The 18,923-nt window shown below is 27.1% G+C and carries 16 protein-coding genes; all 16 read right to left on the reverse strand.

All coding sequences use genetic code 11. The features are described from left to right. Nucleotides 1-147: 147 nt before the first annotated feature. On the reverse strand, nucleotides 148-489 hold the full coding sequence (locus KGF48_RS18690; RefSeq protein WP_227840623.1) for a formate/nitrite transporter family protein: 342 nt from the start codon (nucleotides 487-489) through the stop codon (nucleotides 148-150). 56 nt (nucleotides 490-545) lie between these two features. Then, on the reverse strand, nucleotides 546-1,517 hold the full coding sequence (gene asrC / locus KGF48_RS18695; RefSeq protein ID WP_227868435.1) for a sulfite reductase subunit C: 972 nt from the start codon (nucleotides 1,515-1,517) through the stop codon (nucleotides 546-548). A gap of 12 nt (nucleotides 1,518-1,529) precedes the next feature. After that, nucleotides 1,530-2,321 (reverse strand): anaerobic sulfite reductase subunit AsrB, encoded by a 792-nt coding sequence (gene asrB, locus KGF48_RS18700; RefSeq protein ID WP_227840625.1) that lies wholly within the window; start codon nucleotides 2,319-2,321, stop codon nucleotides 1,530-1,532. Next, nucleotides 2,322-3,329, reverse strand: coding sequence for an anaerobic sulfite reductase subunit AsrA (gene asrA, locus KGF48_RS18705; RefSeq protein ID WP_227840626.1), 1,008 nt, complete (start codon nucleotides 3,327-3,329; stop codon nucleotides 2,322-2,324). A gap of 172 nt (nucleotides 3,330-3,501) precedes the next feature. Beyond that, complete coding sequence (locus KGF48_RS18710; RefSeq protein ID WP_227868436.1) at nucleotides 3,502-6,378, reverse strand: EAL domain-containing protein; 2,877 nt, start codon at nucleotides 6,376-6,378, stop codon at nucleotides 3,502-3,504. A gap of 108 nt (nucleotides 6,379-6,486) precedes the next feature. Next, nucleotides 6,487-9,126 carry a diguanylate cyclase gene (locus tag KGF48_RS18715; RefSeq protein ID WP_227868437.1) on the reverse strand — a complete coding sequence of 880 codons (2,640 nt, stop codon included), beginning with the start codon at nucleotides 9,124-9,126 and terminating at the stop codon, nucleotides 6,487-6,489. 185 nt (nucleotides 9,127-9,311) lie between these two features. Continuing rightward, entirely contained in the window at nucleotides 9,312-10,001 is a 690-nt protein-coding gene (locus KGF48_RS18720; protein WP_227840630.1) for a Crp/Fnr family transcriptional regulator, read from the reverse strand. A gap of 62 nt (nucleotides 10,002-10,063) precedes the next feature. Then, complete coding sequence (locus tag KGF48_RS18725; RefSeq protein WP_227482491.1) at nucleotides 10,064-10,912, reverse strand: MurR/RpiR family transcriptional regulator; 849 nt, start codon at nucleotides 10,910-10,912, stop codon at nucleotides 10,064-10,066. An 18-nt stretch (nucleotides 10,913-10,930) separates the two neighbouring features. Then, entirely contained in the window at nucleotides 10,931-11,818 is an 888-nt protein-coding gene (locus KGF48_RS18730) for an ROK family protein (RefSeq protein WP_227868438.1), read from the reverse strand. 56 nt (nucleotides 11,819-11,874) lie between these two features. Next, the gene (locus KGF48_RS18735; protein ID WP_227828854.1) at nucleotides 11,875-12,678 is read right to left on the reverse strand and encodes a sialate O-acetylesterase; all 804 of its coding nucleotides are present in this window, start codon (nucleotides 12,676-12,678) and stop codon (nucleotides 11,875-11,877) included. Between the two features lie 162 nt (nucleotides 12,679-12,840). Further along, nucleotides 12,841-13,293, reverse strand: a complete 453-nt coding sequence (locus KGF48_RS18740; protein ID WP_227840632.1) for a YhcH/YjgK/YiaL family protein — start codon at nucleotides 13,291-13,293, stop codon at nucleotides 12,841-12,843. 157 nt (nucleotides 13,294-13,450) lie between these two features. After that, nucleotides 13,451-14,953, reverse strand: coding sequence for a sodium:solute symporter (locus tag KGF48_RS18745; protein WP_227840633.1), 1,503 nt, complete (start codon nucleotides 14,951-14,953; stop codon nucleotides 13,451-13,453). A gap of 30 nt (nucleotides 14,954-14,983) precedes the next feature. Then, the gene (locus KGF48_RS18750; RefSeq protein ID WP_413894829.1) at nucleotides 14,984-15,865 is read right to left on the reverse strand and encodes an N-acetylneuraminate lyase; all 882 of its coding nucleotides are present in this window, start codon (nucleotides 15,863-15,865) and stop codon (nucleotides 14,984-14,986) included. 69 nt (nucleotides 15,866-15,934) lie between these two features. Then, nucleotides 15,935-16,606: an N-acetylmannosamine-6-phosphate 2-epimerase gene (locus KGF48_RS18755; protein WP_227840634.1), complete on the reverse strand. Its 672-nt coding sequence runs from the start codon at nucleotides 16,604-16,606 to the stop codon at nucleotides 15,935-15,937. A 257-nt stretch (nucleotides 16,607-16,863) separates the two neighbouring features. Then, entirely contained in the window at nucleotides 16,864-17,355 is a 492-nt protein-coding gene (locus tag KGF48_RS18760; protein WP_227868439.1) for a zinc ribbon domain-containing protein, read from the reverse strand. A gap of 21 nt (nucleotides 17,356-17,376) precedes the next feature. Further along, entirely contained in the window at nucleotides 17,377-18,741 is a 1,365-nt protein-coding gene (locus tag KGF48_RS18765; RefSeq protein ID WP_227868440.1) for a hypothetical protein, read from the reverse strand. Nucleotides 18,742-18,923 lie beyond the last annotated feature (182 nt).

The raw sequence follows: 18,923 nt of genomic DNA on the forward strand, positions 1-18,923 counted from the left end.
TCACCATCATAAAGGTTTCTGATTCTATCCTTTATTGTGGTAGTAGAGCTTTAGGATTTACTGGTTTTAAAGTGGTGTCCTATGCAGATTTCTCTACATACGCAGTATAGTTTATATTTTTATAATTTTTTTATAAAGTTTTATAAACTATTTGTTACTGTATATCCATATTTTAGAAGTATCTTTTATACTTACCCCTTTATTTAGCATGCCTGCAGACATTACCATATTATTTCCAGTAAACAGTTCTGTTCCTGTCATTACAACTAAACTAAGTGCTATTGCAAACGATAATCCCATCATTATCTTTGTCATAGGAGAACCTGCATCTGTCAAAATTCCTCCAATAGTAAATATCAAAAGTATACCAATACCTACATAAAGTCCTGCAAAAGCAGAAGACACTAAATATTTTATCTTACTTGTATTTAATAAATTTATTTTATTTATAGCTGCATTAGTTAATTTATCCAAAGTTTCTTTATGCATAATTCCCTCTTCCTTCTATTAAATTTATAATTTATTTAAATATATATTTTTATTAATTATAGATATTTAACTCCACTCCAGTATATATTTTCATGTACTTTAGTTATTTCTTCAAATTGTACACCTTCAAGTGCCCATTTTTTAAATTCCATGAATCCAGTCCTGTCAATTATATATCCTATATGCTCTTTCCCTCCTGGTGCATCTTTATCTATATACTTTTCTACATATTTGTAAGTATTAAGTATTATTTTTATTATGTTGTCTTCATCTGCCCATAAAAGAAAATCTTCTGCTAGTCTTGGATTTTTCTTCCCTGTTCTACCCATTATAGCTAATCTATAGTATTTTTTTTCATCTCTAGTCCATGCATTTGTTGGGCAATTCAGTACGCATTCTCCACAACCTATACACTTATCTCCATCTCTTACTACTTTATTATTTTCTGTTTTTAACGCCCCAACAGATAATTTTGAACATTTTTTTACACACGCTCCACAATTCACACATCTATCTTTTTCATATAGTGGCAATGTCATTCCTATAATTCCAAAGTCATTCATTCTAGCTTTTATACAGTCATTTGGACATCCAGTCAAGGCTACTTTAAAATGTAAGTCATTTGGAAAGATTGCTTTTTCTATTTTTTTTGCAAATTCAGTTGTATTATACTGCGCTTTTGGACAGACTTTATTACCTATACAGGCAGCTATATTTCTCGTACCTGCTGCTGAATAACCTGCATTTTTCTCATTTTGATTTATATTCATCTTTTCAATAACAGGTTGTATGATATTGTTTATTTCTTCCATATCTTCCATATCTATTCCTAAGATTTCAAATCCCTGTCTTGTAGTTATGTGTATCTGACCATTACCATATTCATTTGCAATCTTAGAAACTGTGATTAAACTTTCAGGGTCAATAAGACCTCCTGGTACTCTAACTCTTAAAGAAGTTATATATTTTGTTTTTGTAATTCTGTAAGCATTTTTCATTACTTTTTTAGTATTTAAATCTCTTATCACAAACTCCACCCCCTAATCAATAAGATTTTTAGCATATGAATAATCAAATACTGGTCCATCTAAACATATATAAGTATCATCCATCTTACAGTGTCCACATTTTCCTATTCCACAACACATTTTTCTTTCATAAGAAACCCAAATATTTTTTTCTTCTAAATCCCTTTTTAAAAACTCTCCTACTGTAAATTTCATCATCATTGGAGGACCAACTACAATTGCAGAAGTATTATTTATATCTTTTATATCTAAATCTGGGATATACTTTGTTACTAATCCTACATTTCCACTATAGCCATCATCCGCTCCATCCACAGTAACTAAAACATCTAGTTTTTCATTCCATCTTTTTAAGTCGTCTGCAAATAGGACATCTTTTGGTGATTTGAATCCTACTATTAATTTAAACTTTTCACACTTATCTTTGTTGTTATAAAAATATTCAACTATTCCTCTTACAGGAGCTAATGCACTCCCTCCTGCTACTACTACGATTTCTCTTCCTTCATATAAAGATACATCAAATCCATTTCCATAAGGTCCTCTTATAAAAAACGAATCCCCTTCTTTATAATTGAATAGTTCACTAGTAACTTTACCTACATTTCTTATTGTAAAGTCAATATAATCTTCTCCATATCCTGATACTGATATTGGACTTTCACCATATTTAGGTATAGATATTTCATAGAATTTTCCAGGCAGTACCCCTTTTGTATTGCAATTCACTTTAAATGTCCATTCTTTATCAGTATGTTTAACTATATCTAGTATTTTTGCACTTACTGGTATATATGAGTTCATTTATATCTCCTCCTTACTAGTTACTAAATCATTTATTTTTTCTATACATTTTGAAAATGATATATATTGTGGACAGGCATCATCACATCTTCCACACCCAACACACATGTTATATCCAAATCTTTTTTTGAAATCATTTATTTTATGCATAGTTTTAAATCTCATTCTTTCTCCTTGTTTTTTTCTGAAAGAATTTCCACCTGCTATATCTGTATATCCATCTACTTGACATGAAGCCCAAACTCTTCTTCTTTCTCCTACATTTTCATTTTCCTTATAAAAAATATCCTGCATTGTAAAGCATGAGCATGTCGGACATACAAAATTACATCTTCCACATCCAATACATCTTGTGTCATATTCATCCCATATTGGATTTCCTATCATCTCATTAGAATCAATATTTTCTGGTACATCTACAGAAATTAAATTTTCCGTTACATGACTGACATCAAATTCTGCTGGCTCTCCATTAAACACTTTAAATTCATTGTCTTTTATATCTAAGTACAATTTTTCTCCTTCTATATTCAATCCAAGTGAATAGTTATCAGTTTTATTAGAATCCATACTTACACAAAAACAATTTCTAAAACTCTCTTTACATCCTACAAGTGCAAATTTTATTTTTTCTCTAATATGTTTATAAAAATAATCTTTTTCTTCTCCATTATTTAAATATATTTCATCGAGTCTCTTTATTCCATTTATGTCACAAGCTCTTAGAAAAATTAAAATCTTTTTATTGTCTAAATCGCTTTCCTTAAATTCTTTTTCAGTAAAGTAAAATAAGACTTGATTGATAGGAAGCACTACTTCTTTTGGTGAAAAGTTTGATTTTTGAGCAAATTCCATTTCTTCAAAAGTGCTTACTTCCTTGTATCTTATCATGTCAGTATCTGAAAAAGTACCTTTAAATGGCATTATGACTGGTGCAAATATTTTGTAGTCTTTTTTTAGGGAATTCAGACCTTCATTGAATTTGGATGAATCTAATTTTAATTTCATTTTTATCACCTTTCTTATATTTTAGTTTTGCTTGCTTATTATCTTGTTTAAATCTTAACACTTTCTTTTAGATACTTCTGTGATAATTATCACAGTTTTAAAAATAATAAAAAAAATATTACTATAGCTTATTCAGCTCTAGTAATATTTTTTTATTATTTATAACTTTAAATTAAAAATTTATTCTTTTAAATACAAGCTTTTCAAAAGATTCTATATCCATAGGTCTTGCAAAGTAAAATCCTTGTCCAATATCACAACCTGCATTTTTTAATAAATTTAATTGACCTTCAGTTTCTATTCCTTCAGCTACAATTAGCATATCTAAATCCTTACCTAATGTAATTATATTCTTTATAACCTTTTCTCCACGTACAGATGTAATTGTCTCATTTAAAAATTCTCTATCAATCTTCAATACATCAATTGGCAATTTTTTCAAAAGACTGAGCGAAGAATATCCACTTCCAAAATCGTCCATAGATACGATAAATCCAATATCATGTAAATCATTTAAAATATCTAAAATCATACTTATATTTGACAAAAATAAACTTTCTGTTAACTCAAGTTCTATTAGATGTGCTGGTATATTATGCTTATTTATTAAAGATTTTAAACTAGCTACTATATTTCTATTATTTAAATGAATTCTTGATACATTTATAGAAATTGGTTGTGGCTTTATTCCATTTTTTATCCATTTTGACATTGTACTAAATATATTATCCCAAACATACAAATCAAGTTTTTCTATAAATCCATTTTTCTCAAATAGTGGAATAAAATCATTAGGTGGTATAGTTCCTTTAATTGGATGAATCCAACGAACAAGAGCCTCTGCACCTACAACCTCCTCTGTTATAAGGTTAATTTTAGGTTGCAAATAAACTACAAATTCTTTATTTAAAAGTGCATTATCCATATTATTTTCAATTTCTTTTTCATGAAGTATAGAAATCCTTATTTTATCATCATAAAAAGCAACTTTACTTTTATAATTGGTTTCTATTGTTTGGCAAGCTATCTTAGCTCTATCAATCATTACATCAATATTTACATCTTCTTTATCAATTAAATATGCTCCACATTTAAGTATTATATCTATTTTAAATGTATTTTTTTTATCATTATTGACAATCTCAAAAAAATCATTTGCTCTTTTTCTTAAATTTTCTATATTACTTTTTTTAGTCATTACAATAAATCTATCGTCTGATAACCTTGCATATATTTCATCCTTAAAAACATTTTCACCTATTTTTTTTGCTATGTATTTTAAAATATTATCTCCAAATTCAAAACCAAACATATCATTTATATATTTAAATTTATCTATATTGATATAATATATAGCAAAGTTATATGTTCCATATTTTTCAAAAAGCTTATTAGCATCAATTTTAAATTTCAGTAAACTCCTTATACCTGTTACTTCATCAATATATGCTATCTTTTTTAATTTATTCACTTGTATCTTATAATTTACAATAAATATTCCAAAAACTATAAATATAAGAAATGATATTATCAAAATAAATACCATAATATTATGTTGTATAAAATCTAATAGAGTAACCTTGTGCTCTAAATACTTTGTACTACCTGTAACTGCAATTGCAACCTCTTCTTCTGTAACTCTATTAATAGATTTATTGAGTATTGACAACAATGCAGGATTTGCTTTTCCAGAAACCCCTATTCCAATATCCACGACTTGATTTTTTATTGGCATAAACATAAGCTCATCAAATTCTTCAGTGTTAATTATATTATTTAGTATATAGTTGCTTCCTATAAATACATCACATTCTTCTTTCTTGACAGCTTCAATACATTTACTAGCATTTGGATAAAAACTTACTTCTTGATTTGGATAATATTCTTTTACGAATGATTCTATACCTGTCCATTTAATCATTGCTACCTTAGTTTTTTCATTCATTCTAATATCATTTTTTGCCAAACCTAACATAGTAGTTTCAAGGTATCCATCAGTAAATACAATATTATGCTCTAACTCAGTACTCCGTGACATAAACATATTTGCACAGATATCTACCTCACCATTTTCAACCATTTTTAAACCTTCAGAAAAATTATCTACCTTTATATACTCAAACTTTAAACCTGAGTTATTTGAAATTGATTTTAATATATCTATTGATATACCTTTGTAGGAATTTGTATTTTTATCATAAAAAGATAGTGGTGATGTATTAGGGCCTGATACAACTTTTATTATAGGATGTTTCTTTATATATTCTTTTTCCTCCAAAGTAAATACTTCTGTGGCTATTGCAGTATCTTTATAATGTTTATTAAATAAATTACCATCATAATATATATCTTCTCGTTTAATCTCATTTAATGCATAATTCAAACCATCTAGTATTTTTTTGTTTCCCTTAGTTGTTGCATAATAGACAGGCTCTGATGAAAAACGTAATACTACCTTTGTATTTGGTATATCTCTAATGCTTCCTGTAAGTATCATATCAATGGTTCCTTTTTCAAGTTCTCTTTGAAGTTCTTCTGCACCTTCTATGTATTTATATTTTACAGATATTTTATTTTTTTTACAGTATTCATCAAATACACTTTTAAAATGATTATCTGAAACTGTACCTATTACTTTTCCATCAATCTCTTTTAGATTATTATAAGATATGATATTGTTTTTGGAATTTACATACAATGCTCCATATTCATATCCAAAATTTAAATTCGTATAATCATAGTATTTTTCACGCTCTTCACTCTTTTGCAATGCTCCAAATATATCAATTTTTCCCTCTTTAAGCATTTCTAGACCTTGACCCCATCCACAAGGTATATATTCTAATTTCCAATTATTTATTTTAGCGATTTCATTCATATAATCATATGTATATCCATATAACTGACCATCTTTTGTAATAGAAATTCCATAACTAGGCCAATATCCAACTCTCACTTTTTCTTTCTCAGAAGCGGCTAAAACAAATGATGTATTTAATATAAGTAAAAAAATAACCATAGTAATAGTAAATCTATATTTCCCATTCATAATATGCCTCCATTTATAACTAAATCATATCAAGATAGTTAAAGTATTCTTATTTAACTTAATATTCTTTCTATTTAAATATTTAAACCCTCCATTTGCATTTAAACTTTAAATAGAGTCATTAAATATAATAAATCTATCTTTTCCTTGTTTTTTTGAATAATAAAGAGCTTTATCTGCTTTTTCATATAATTCAATAAAAGTTGTTCCATGATTTGGCATAATAGATATTCCAATACTACAAGAAACTTTATATGACTTATTTACTCCAGTATAATAATTTCTAAATGCATTACATAACTCAATCGCTTTGTTTTCAATAAATTTCATATTCTTCATATTTTTTATGAAAACTACAAATTCATCTCCACCAATACGTCCAATTATATCATCTTCTCTAAAAATAGAAGTCAATTTTTTTGAGACTTCAACTAAAACTTTATCACCAAAGACATGTCCTAAATTATCATTAATGGCTTTGAAATCATCTAAATCAATAATAAAAAATGCATGACTACTTTCTTTAGCCTTGTCTAAACTTAAAAACCTCTTTATTAGAGTTTCAGTTGTACCTTTATTATAAATTCCTGTTAATATATCACGTTCAGCTTTAAATTTAAGCTCAATCTCTTCTTTTTTCTGTTTATCTATATCTTTAATGTACGCAAATCCTTTAAGTTTATTACTTTGTGGGTCTTTAAGTAAATGCATTGTACAAAGTTCCCACAAAATCTTACCATCATTGTCATATCTTCGATACTCTAACTTTAACTCATTTACTCCCTTATTATATGAATCTAAGATATTTTCATAATAAAATACTTTTTTAAAGTTTTCCCTATCTGAAATAAAAACTATATCGTCAACAATATCCTCCATTACTTCAGAATATTTTCCAGTAGTTCTTAAACCTAAATTATTATTAGGCTTTATATTGCTTGATATAAATTTATCTTGAGAAAAATTAATTTCATATATAGCAATTGCTTCAGACAACATAGCTTTTCTATATTGTTCTTCTTGATTATATTGCATTTCAGCTTTTTTTTGCTCATTTATATCTTCTAATAGACCTATCGCTCTAATTGGAATTTCTGCTCCATTAAATAGATTAGTTAGAGTCATTCTATTCCATATATATTTCCCATTGACTAGTTTTGTTTTTATTACAGATACTACACTTTCTTCACCTTTTTCTATTTTGTTAAAAGATTCTTTAAACACATCAACAAAGTCAGGATGTATTATCCCAGAATCTATAAAATATTCTATACCATTTTCAATATTTTTTTGTACTCCATATATTAAAGAGATATCACTAGAGATATGTATAGATTTTGTATGCACATAATAGTCAAATACTATGTTAGATGTCTTGGATAAGGCTATTCTAAGTCTTTCTTCATTAATCTTAAGTTCTTCTTCTGCTCTTTTTAAATCTGTTACATCAACCAACACACAGTAGAAATACTCTTTTCCATCAGAATCTTTTATTAGCTCACACTTATTTACAACCCACACAAAATTCCCACTCTTAGTAATCATTCGATACTCTATTTCAACTACTTTTGATTCTAATATTTGAAGTGCAAATTCCCTTTTCACTCTATCTACATCATCTTTATAAATTACATCATAAAAATTATTATTAAACATAGATTTTATCTCTTCTTTAGTATATTCAAACAGGTCAATAAATCCATCACTTAAAAACACAAATTCATATTTTTCACCTACACTACATTTAAAAACACCACCTGGTATATTGTTAGTTAGTGAAGATATCTCTAAATTTGCTTTTACAAGCTTTCCTTTGGATTTTTTCTCTTTATAAAATACAATTAAAATCAAAACTGAAAGTGCTATGAAGTTTTTAGTTGTTAATATAATTGCAAGTTTATTTATCTTAGAAATCTCTTTCACTATCAAAGTCTTTGGAATAAAAGACAATACATACCAATCATTTATACCAACTGGAGTATACGTGGCATATTCCTCTTTTCCTTCAAATTTATATTCTAAAAATCCACTTTTCTCATTTGATATATCTTCAATAAAGTTTTTATAACTGTAATTTTCTCCAATATAAATAAAATCAAAAAAATCACTAACATTATCTATGGCATCATCAGTTTTTCCTGGAGTAGATTTTAAGACAAGATTTCCTGACTTTTCAAATATATATGTACTCCCTTCTCCATTAAAACTAGTCACATCTATAAATTCACTTAATTTACTTGTATAATAAGAACCATACAGAACTCCAATCACTTCACCATTTTTGTACATAGGAGACGCTACTATAAAACTATTTTCATTGTTAACAGATGATTTTATGATTTCTGAAATATTGCTTTCCCCTTTCATTGCCTTCTTAAAATAGCTATGTTGCGATATATTATAGACCTTTCCATCACCTGTATAGGCTGTACCATCTGGATATGCAATGTAGATTTTTTCAAAATCAGATTCCTTTGATACATCATTTAATAATTTCATTATATCTTCTTTCTTCATACCCTCTGACTCTGAAATAACTTTAGAAATACTATTTATAAACTTTGTTAGTGAATTAAGCTTAACATTTATAGTATTTGAACTTTGCAATGATAACTCTTCTAAATGCATCTTTTTGCTTTTTTCTACTAGTGAATTAACATTATAGGTAAAATCCCAAAGAGAAAACATCACAAATACACATATAAAAATCAAACCTAAAGCATAACCTATGAATTTTTTATTTTTCATTTTGATACATCCCTTTCTGCGCATAGAAGCTGTGTCAACATCTGTATATTTACTGTTCATATTAAATTAATTATACTATCAGAACTCAGCTGTTTCAATAAACTTAAGGTAAATATTACCATTTTAGATAAATAAAAAAGAATCTATACATAGATTCTCTTAATAATGCCTTTATTTAATTATAATTAATTATTTTTAAAGTATTTTGATAGCTCGCTCTCTTTTACATAAAAACCTTTATTATCAATCTTTATAAGTTCTTCTTTTTGCAATACTTTTATCATTCTAGAAACTGTCTCTCTTTTACAACCAAGCATATCTGCTAAGTATGTAACTGTAAGATTTACATTTAATAATGTCCATTCTCCACAACAAACTCCAAATTCTTTACTTAATCTATATAATTTTGCTGCTAATTTCTTGTCTACTTTTATAGATATTGAATTTTTTAACTGTCTATATAAACGTCTTGTCCTTCTCTCCATATAAGAAATAATATCTTTTGTAAGCTGAAAATCATTTTTCATAATTTCTGTAAATTCTTCAATACTATAATAAAACACAATTGAATTTTCAAATGCCTCACATCCAACAGCAGAATTCTTAGTAAAATCAAAGGTAATGTCATTTATAATTTCTCCATTATTTAATATAAAAATCACCTTTCTCTCGCCATTTTCGCTTATCTTAAAAATGGATACTTTCCCATCTAAAAGTACATATACCCTGTCTAATTGTTCTTTTTCATAAAATAAAATTTCTTTTCTTTGTAATCTTTTTAGTTTAGCTTTTTCTTTAAGTTGATTCTTAGTTTCACTACATAAATTATTAAAAAGCATTACTTTGTCAATATCATAGTCTTTTAATTTAGACATGTAAAATCTCCCCATTACTAAATTTTTAAGAAAACCACATAAAGTATTACAAATATCTGATTTTATTCATTTTTAAACAGTTTTATAGCATTTGTAGTCTTGATTTTTCTTTCAATAGCTTCATTTGAAAGCTCCTTTACTACCTGTGTATATACTAAATCAATAATAAAAAATTGTGCTAATTTAGAAGATATTGAACCTGTTTCCAATACAGTTTCCCCTGATACATAAGATAAGTGCACATCTGAAATATCCTTCAATTCAGAATTTTTATTTTCAGTAATAGATATAATTTTAGCATTATTAGCTCTCGCAAGTTTTACAGTTTTTATAATTTCTTCAGTTTCGCCAGAATGAGAAATTGCAACTATTAAATCTCCTTCTTCCATTATAGAAGACATCATTATCATAGTATGACTACTATCAAAACTTACACAATTAAGTCCAATTCTCATAAACTTATAGTTTGAATCTTGTGCTATTATTCCTGAATATCCAATACCTATAAAGTAAACTTTTTTAGCATTTATTATAAGTCTTGCACAGTCATGAACATCTACACTATTGATTATCTCAACAGTATTCTCTAAAGTAGTTATATTTGAGTTTAAAAGTTTCTTGGCTGTATCTAAAGCTGGCTCATCATTTTGTATATTCTTATTTATAATATTTTTTTTATTACTACTTGATATTTCTTGTGCTAAAGTAACTTTAAAGTCTTGCAACCCATTAAACTTCATTTTTTTAACAAATCTAGTTATAGTTGCTTCACCAATATTACTCTCTTTAGCAATTTGTGATATTGGTTTATAAAATACATCCTCTATATTTTCTTTTATATAAGCTATCAGTAATTTATCTGACTTTGTGACTTTAAAAGTTGGTGATTCTAATTGTTCTAAAATACTCATTAAAAAACCTTCTATTCTCTATATTTTGTTTAAAAAATTATATAATGCCCCAAGCATACCTGCATCATTTTGTCTCTTTGCAAATTCTACATTAGTATTTTTATAAACTCTTTCTATAAGAATCTCCTTTAACGCTCTATCTATTTTAGGTTTTAGAAATTCTTCTTGTGCCATTATTCCGCCACCTAAAATTACAACTTCTGGATTTATTACATAACATATATTTGCAATACCAATTGCTAATGATTTTATCATATTATCCAATTCTTTTAAACAATCTTCGTCATTATTCTTTGCTAAATCAAAAATTATTTTCCCATTTAGGTCATTTTCATCCATATTTTTTATTTTTGCTAATTTTTTTACCAAGCTACTAGTTGATGCCAACTCTTGAAAAGTACTTCCATTCATATTCATATATCCTACTTCACCAGCACTATTACTAAATCCATTTATAAGCTTATTATTTATTATAACACAACCACCAATACCAGTACCTATTGTCATACAGATAGAAGAAGTTGCTTCCTTACCTGCTCCAAGCCACATTTCACCAAGTCCAGCACAATTAACATCATTTTCAACTTCACATTTTACATTAAATTCTTTTTCTATCTCTTTCTTTAATTCCATACCTTTATAGTTTGGAATTAATTCTTCTAACGCAAATACTATCTTACCTTCAATGGGGTCAACCATACCTGCAGTTGATATACATATCCCATCAATATTATTTTCTTTCATATATTTTTTAACTATTTTCTTTATTTTAGATAATATTCCTGGTCCACCTTTTTCTTTTGCTTCAGTATCTAAACTTGATTTATCGATTATTAACCCATCTTCTCTAATAAATCCATATTTTATTGAAGTACCTCCAATATCTATACAAACATAATTTTTCATAACATATCTCCATACAAATTATTTTTATAACCAATATTACTAATTAAAACTTTATATTACATGAATTTTTTATTTATTTTTTCTAACTCATAGATATATTTTCTCGCTTCTGATAAATCTATGGTATCCTTTAATATAATTTTTTCCTCAGTTATATGATATTTATAAATATTCTTACATAAATCTTCTCCTAACATATTAAGACCTTCTTGACTATAATGTACATCATCAATAGTTAGACCTTGATCATGAAATTTCATAGCAATTTTACTTCCTATACTTAATATGTCACATTCATTACAAGCAAATTCTTGCGCTGCTGCAATTCGTCTTGTTCTAACAAAATATTCATCTTCTCCAAGCCAATAACCAGTTAAACTAACAAACATTTTATCAATCATACATTCTTCCTTAAGTCTATATGCAATTTTTTTTAGACTCTCTTTATAGTATAAAACATCACTACCATATTTTGCATCACTTTCACCTTGAATCCAAATAGCATATTTATTTGATATTTTATAATCCTTGCTTAAAGTATTACACCCTGCATTAAACTTTTCTATAGTATCATCTAAAAACCAGTTATTATCATGATTCCAATTTTTTATTCTTGACCCATCCTTTGCATTGTGTATAAAACAAACTTTATTACCAGTAAGTCTATTCCACTCATTTGAAAATGCAGGTGCTATAGTCCCATCCCCTTCAGAAGTCTCTAATTCACATCTCATGTTTATAATCTCGTCAGTACTTAAGTATTCAAAACAATTCTCATTTGGAATAACACTGTCTTTTGGATTTCCCAAACCTCTAGCATTACTTTGTCCTATTAATAAAAATACATCTATATTATCCATAAATTAACTCCTCTATACAATTCTAAACTTTTTAATGTCTATTTAAACTTTCCTATAAAAAACTAAGGCTGAAAATAGTAATCTAACTAAAATTTACGAAATCTCACTAATCGCTGAAAGTTAAATCACTATTTTCAGCCTTAGCGGTTATATAAATTTTCATTATCTAACCAAAACCTTAAAAATAGCTTTTTTGATATTTTCTTTTTCTGAAACTTTTATTGCTGTCATATGTGCATCTTCTGGATAACATACTAGGAAATCACCTTTTCTAAGTTCAACATATCCATTATTTTGTCCATCAAGAGGTAGAAAGTCACTATCTTCCTCATATGTCTTTTGCTCTAGATTTTCTATAAAATTCAAATCTATTCTTTCACATCCATCTAGCATCAAGTGTACATCTATATATTTCTTATGAGCTTCCCAGAATCTTTCTTCTTTTTCACAAGTTTTATACTCAACGATATTTACAAAGATGTCATCACCATCTATTGTATGAGTCCCTTTTTCGTAATCTATCAATGAATTTTCTTTAGCATATTCAAAACACTTAAGCAAATCTTCATGTAATGTTGAATATGTCTTACTATGATTTATACTTCCAAATATCATAAGCACTATCTCCCTATATAATTTTAAATACATTCTACTTTCAGATTTTTTACATATAAAGTTCTTTATACATTCTTATAGAGTAACTAGATTATTTATATATCTAATCACTCTAATCTAGTCACTCTATAAGATAATTTCTTATTTAAATTCTATATTATTTTTCATAATAAACTGTAGTTTCAGCTTTTGGTAAATATACTTTTGCTTTAACTTTAGATTCTATTGCACTAAATACTGTTCCTACTACTACAGAAGTAGTTATTGTTATTAGAGAATAAGCCCAAGAAGTTACTTCTGGTACTCTGTATTTTAGATAAACAACTAAAATTGCTGATACTGCAAATCCAACATATGCTCCCATTTTAGTTGCTCTTTTACAAAACGCACCAAGTACAAATATTCCTGCTAAAACTCCTAAAACTAGACCCATAAAACTATTGAACCATTCATATGCTGACTTTATCTCTCCATTTGCTAAGATTATTGCAACAACTATAGAAAGTATACCTACTCCCAATGATATATATTGTGCTACCTTAGTTTGTCTTTCCATACTCATATCTTTTGTTATAATAGTTTGTATATCTAAAGTCCAACTTGTAGCAACTGAATTAAGCCCTGTTGATAAAGTTGATTGAGATGCTGCATATATTGCTGCAAGTAGTATTCCTGTTATACCTACTGGTAATTCATAGGCTATATATGATGCAAATACTTGGTCTTGTTGAACTGTTTGAGCTAAATCTGGATTTTGAGTATAGTATATAAATAAACAAGTTCCAATTAGATAAAATACTGTTGCTAGTCCCATTGATAAAACACCATTTCCATATGTCATTTTGTTAAGTTGTTTTATATCAGTTGTTGTAGTAAATCTTTGAACTATATCTTGACTTGATACATATGATGAAAAAGTATTAAGACCAGCTCCAACAAATATTATAAATGCACTTGTAGATAGTATATTTTTATCAAACATAACTTCATTTGTTGCTAAGAATTTATGACCACTTGTAAGAGTATCCATCACTGTTCCAAATCCACCATTTATACTTGATATTAGGTAGAATAGCGTACCTGTAACACCTACTATTAGTACCATACCTTGTATAAAGTCAGTCCATAAAACAGCTTTTAATCCACCTGTATATGAATAAATTATTGCTATTACACCCATAACTATTATTAACACATTTACAGGTATTCCTGTAAGACCTGCTAAAACTACTGATGGTAGATACATTATTATAGACATACGTCCTATTTGATATATTATAAACATTAAAGCTCCAATCACTCTAAGACCTTTACTTTCATATCTCATTTCTAAGTACTCATATGCAGTGTCTATTTCTAACCTACTATATAGTGGCAAGAAGAATTTTATTGTTAAAGGTATAGCTATAAACATACCTAATTGTGCAAACCATAAAATCCATGTTCCACCATAAGAATTACCTGCTAGTGATAAAAATGATATTGGGCTTAATAATGTAGCAAATATTGACACTGATGTAACCCACCATGGAATAGTTCCATCACCTTTGAAGAACTCTTTTCCTTTCATTTCCTTCTTTGAAAATAATAATCCTGCAAATAAAACTGCCAATAAGTAAACTACTAGTATTGCAAAATCTATCCAAGTAAATCCTACCATTTGACTAATCCTCCCATACTAAAAGTATTTTTAAAAATACTTTCTGTATATTTCTTTCGCTCTTGATTTCATTTCATCAGTTGCTTCTTTCATAGGTTGTCTACAATATCCAGCTTCAACGCCTTGTTCTTCAAGTAGTAATTTAATTGTTTGATATAGACCATTTCCTAATATATCTGTTATTAAATCATTTGTCACATGTTGCACTTCAAGTGCTTCTGATACTTTTTCATTCTTAGTTAGTTCAAATATTTGTCTAGCTCTGACACCGTTTACATTGAATGTAGAACCAATTGCTCCATCTACACCTAAAACTGTAGCTGGTAACATCATTTCATCGAAACCTGCAAATATTAATTTATTTGGGAATGTTTTTCTCATTCTTTCTAATAAGTAGAAATCTGCTGCTGTAAACTTAACACCTATTATTTTTTCATTTTCAAATAATTCTCCAAATTGATCTAAACTCATATCAACACCAGTTAAAAATGGTATAGAGTATATTATTAATCTATTATCTACAGAATTTATTATTGTATTGTAATAATGTTTTATTTCTTCAAAATCGAATTTATAGTAAAAAGGTGTAACAGCACTTATAGCATCATATCCTAAATCAGTTGTAAATTTAGCAAGTTCTACAGCTTCTTTTAAATTAACTGAACCAACTTGAGCTATTAACTTTATTTCTTCTTTCACTTCATCTTTAGCTATTTCAAATATTTTTTTCTTTTCATCAGTTGAAAGCATGAAGTTTTCTCCTGTACTTCCACCTACATAAAGACCATCTATTTTACAAACATCTATATTATGTCTAATTATTTGTCTTAACCCTTTTTCGTTTATATTTCCTTCCTTATCAAATGAAACTAATAATGCTGAATAAATTCCTTTCATATCTGTTGTTCTCATATCTTTACCTCCAATTTTAATTTTCAAATATAGTTAAATATAATAAATTTTTAATTTATAAATTAATTTTTAATTAATTTCGATTGCTTTAACAAATTTTTCTGTTATCAATTGTGGTCTTGTTATTGCCGAACCTACAACTGATGAATGAACTCCAAGTTCAAAGACTTTTTTTAAATCTTGAGGAGTATTTACCTTTCCTTCTGCTATTACAGGTATTTTTAAATCTTTAACCAGTCTTTCCATCAGTACAAAATCTGGACCATCTAAAGTTTCTGTATATGGAGTATACCCAGATAATGTAGTTGAAACGCAGTCCACACCGTATTCTTGTGCCTTAACAGCTTCATCATAATTTGAAATATCAGCCATTACTAAAACATTATTTTCTTTTATATAATTTATAATTTCTTTCAAATCTTCGTTGTTTGGTCTAACTCTATTAGTAGCATCCAGTGCTATCATTTCACATCCTGTTGTTAAAAGCTCATCTACTTCTTTTTTAGTTGGTGTTATATATATATCTGAATCTTCGTAATTTCTCTTTATAATACCTATGACAGGAAGTTCAGTAACTTTTTTTATTTCAATAATATCATCAACTCCTTGAGCTCTAATTCCAACTGCTCCACCTTCCTGAGCCGCTTTAGCCATTCTACCCATTATAAAAGAACTATGAAGAGGTTCATTTTCTAAAGCTTGGCATGATACTATTAGTCTTCCCTTTACCTTATCTAGCATTTTTTTGATTACCTCATTTCTGAAATTTATTTTCTTAATTTATGTATTAATAATAACATGAAAACTTTTTCTTTGCAATATTTTTTCATATTTTTTTATCAATTCTATTTTTTTATAGATTTATTCCAATTATTTCCTTATATTTCATAGTTTTAAGAAAATTTATTTCATTTTTTTGGTTTTTATTTTCATTCCTATATAGATACAAATGATTTCAATAAAAAAACCCATGTATACAATACATAGGTTTCCCAATATTATTCTAAATCCATAATAATTTTTCTACCACAACATGGACAAAACTCAGATTCTGAATCTATCTCACTTTCACAATAACCACAAACTATAAAATCATCACAATCATTATCTAATTCAAATTTTCTACCACATTCAGAGCAATATTTGTCATTTATATTTCCAACATAGCCACATTCACAAGTTACATTGCTTTCTGCAATTTCCATATCATTGATTTCCATATTTTTTTCATAAATTATCTTATCAAGTTCTAATAACTCATCACAGAATTTATCAAAACACTCATCATCAATAGAATTTTCTCTAATTTTTTGATAAGTCAACATTCCCATTACTAAAAAGAGCTTACTCTTCTTTTCTTGAATATCATCAATTTCGCTATTTATCTTTGATTTTTCTTTATATAATTCAATCTTAAATTTTCCATTGCCAAATCTTTTTTTAACCTTAGAAAATTTATCATCCACTGTCTTTTTATTATTTTCTTCCACAGAAGTTTCCTCCAATCATATTTAATCAGCTGAGTTTAGTTTATATCCTATTAAAGATATCACAAAACTGTATATAAATGAAATTATAATAGTCGAGAACACTTTAAATTGCATAACTAGAGTTGTTCCATAACTAGTTGTATTAAAGAAATTAATATTACTATCAAGTATAAATGTGCTAAACAAAGCTAACATACCCATTAAAAATGCATAATATATACTAAATATTATTACAGGTTTAATACTATATGTTTCATATTTAAATCTTAACTTATATCCATTTAATAAAATTATTAATGCAGACAAAGCCCCCATTGCATAAAACATTAATTTAGTATCTCCAAATAAAGATGATGAACCTAAGCTAAACATTGACAATGTTGAATTTATTATTGTTACTGAAATTCCATTTGCAAAAGCCCACATATAGCTCGCAATTTGTGGCAATATAGCAAATAAATCAATGCCACTTGAATATCCACTCATATTCAATTCATTTAAATAACTACTATCAGATATAGTTAATACAAAAAGTATTGCTAACACTAAAGCATATCCTAATATGAATATTTTAATAGCATTTGAAAAAAGGGACATATACATATTTTCTTTTTCATAGCTTTTTCTATAATTAGTTATATATGTACATATAAATCCTAATACAAATCCATTTAGTAGTGCACTAAAAAATTCGTAACTATACTCTAAAGCATATCCATATTCTAGCATACTATGTGAGCTAGTTTTAACATTAGTAAAAGTACATAAAATAGCTAAAATTAATCCATATAAAATTCCAACTCCAAGAGAATTGGCTAGTGTAGTTTTTGAATCCTTACATCTTTTTCTCATAAAAATTAAATTTGATATAATTAATCCTAAAACAGGAATTATAAGTAATATTAACAAGCCTATATTTGCACTTATAAATCCAGAACCCATCATAGTAGACATAGATACGCTAATTTGTCCTAGATTAAGAGCTAAAATTATATGTGCTGGATTTATCATATAACTTATATCATTAAATTGAATAGTAATTATAGCCTTAAATATTAATGAAATAACAAGCAATATGAATATAGTTGAAAAGGTCGTTAAAAATATTCCTCTTGTATTTGCGTGATATGAGTGTTCTTTTATTTTAGATTTTAAGTCAAGTTTTGTTTCGCTTGACTTTAATGATACTATTTCATAAAGTTCATTTCCACAAAATTTACAGTAATTATCTTTAGGATTATTTTCTTTGTTGCAACTAGAGCAAATTTTATCTTCTTTAGTTTCGAGTGTAAGGTTATTATTTTTTATTTTTCTAGTTGGCTTACCTGTTTTTTTAGAATAGTTGCTATATGAATAATTCATGTTATCTATTTTTTTTTCATCCATTTTTTCCCTCCAAATTTTACCATTGTCAATTATCAAATATAACTATATCATATAAAACTTAATTATACCTTAATTGGATATATTTATCTATTTTGTTTGTTTATTGTTGTTATTTTTTCACAAGTGTTGGTATTTCAATAATTTATTAAGTTTAGTTTTGTTGTTTATGTTTTATTATGCTT

The organism is Clostridioides sp. ZZV15-6388 (genome assembly GCF_020657755.1).
Taxonomy (GTDB): Bacteria; Bacillota; Clostridia; order Peptostreptococcales; family Peptostreptococcaceae; genus Clostridioides.

What these genes read in the sequence shown, in the direction of transcription:
- KGF48_RS18690 (WP_227840623.1), bottom strand. Translation starts at nt 489, where the DNA reads ATGCATAAAGAAACTTTGGATAAATTAACTAATGCAGCTATAAATAAA.
- asrB (WP_227840625.1), bottom strand. Translation starts at nt 2,321, where the DNA reads ATGAACTCATATATACCAGTAAGTGCAAAAATACTAGATATAGTTAAA.
- asrA (WP_227840626.1), bottom strand. Translation starts at nt 3,329, where the DNA reads ATGAAATTAAAATTAGATTCATCCAAATTCAATGAAGGTCTGAATTCC.
- KGF48_RS18710 (WP_227868436.1), bottom strand. Translation starts at nt 6,378, where the DNA reads ATGAATGGGAAATATAGATTTACTATTACTATGGTTATTTTTTTACTT.
- KGF48_RS18715 (WP_227868437.1), bottom strand. Translation starts at nt 9,126, where the DNA reads ATGAAAAATAAAAAATTCATAGGTTATGCTTTAGGTTTGATTTTTATA.
- KGF48_RS18720 (WP_227840630.1), bottom strand. Translation starts at nt 10,001, where the DNA reads ATGTCTAAATTAAAAGACTATGATATTGACAAAGTAATGCTTTTTAAT.
- KGF48_RS18725 (WP_227482491.1), bottom strand. Translation starts at nt 10,912, where the DNA reads ATGAGTATTTTAGAACAATTAGAATCACCAACTTTTAAAGTCACAAAG.
- KGF48_RS18730 (WP_227868438.1), bottom strand. Translation starts at nt 11,818, where the DNA reads ATGAAAAATTATGTTTGTATAGATATTGGAGGTACTTCAATAAAATAT.
- KGF48_RS18735 (WP_227828854.1), bottom strand. Translation starts at nt 12,678, where the DNA reads ATGGATAATATAGATGTATTTTTATTAATAGGACAAAGTAATGCTAGA.
- KGF48_RS18740 (WP_227840632.1), bottom strand. Translation starts at nt 13,293, where the DNA reads ATGATATTTGGAAGTATAAATCATAGTAAGACATATTCAACATTACAT.
- KGF48_RS18745 (WP_227840633.1), bottom strand. Translation starts at nt 14,953, where the DNA reads ATGGTAGGATTTACTTGGATAGATTTTGCAATACTAGTAGTTTACTTA.
- KGF48_RS18750 (WP_413894829.1), bottom strand. Translation starts at nt 15,865, where the DNA reads ATGAGAACAACAGATATGAAAGGAATTTATTCAGCATTATTAGTTTCA.
- KGF48_RS18755 (WP_227840634.1), bottom strand. Translation starts at nt 16,606, where the DNA reads ATGCTAGATAAGGTAAAGGGAAGACTAATAGTATCATGCCAAGCTTTA.
- KGF48_RS18765 (WP_227868440.1), bottom strand. Translation starts at nt 18,741, where the DNA reads ATGGATGAAAAAAAAATAGATAACATGAATTATTCATATAGCAACTAT.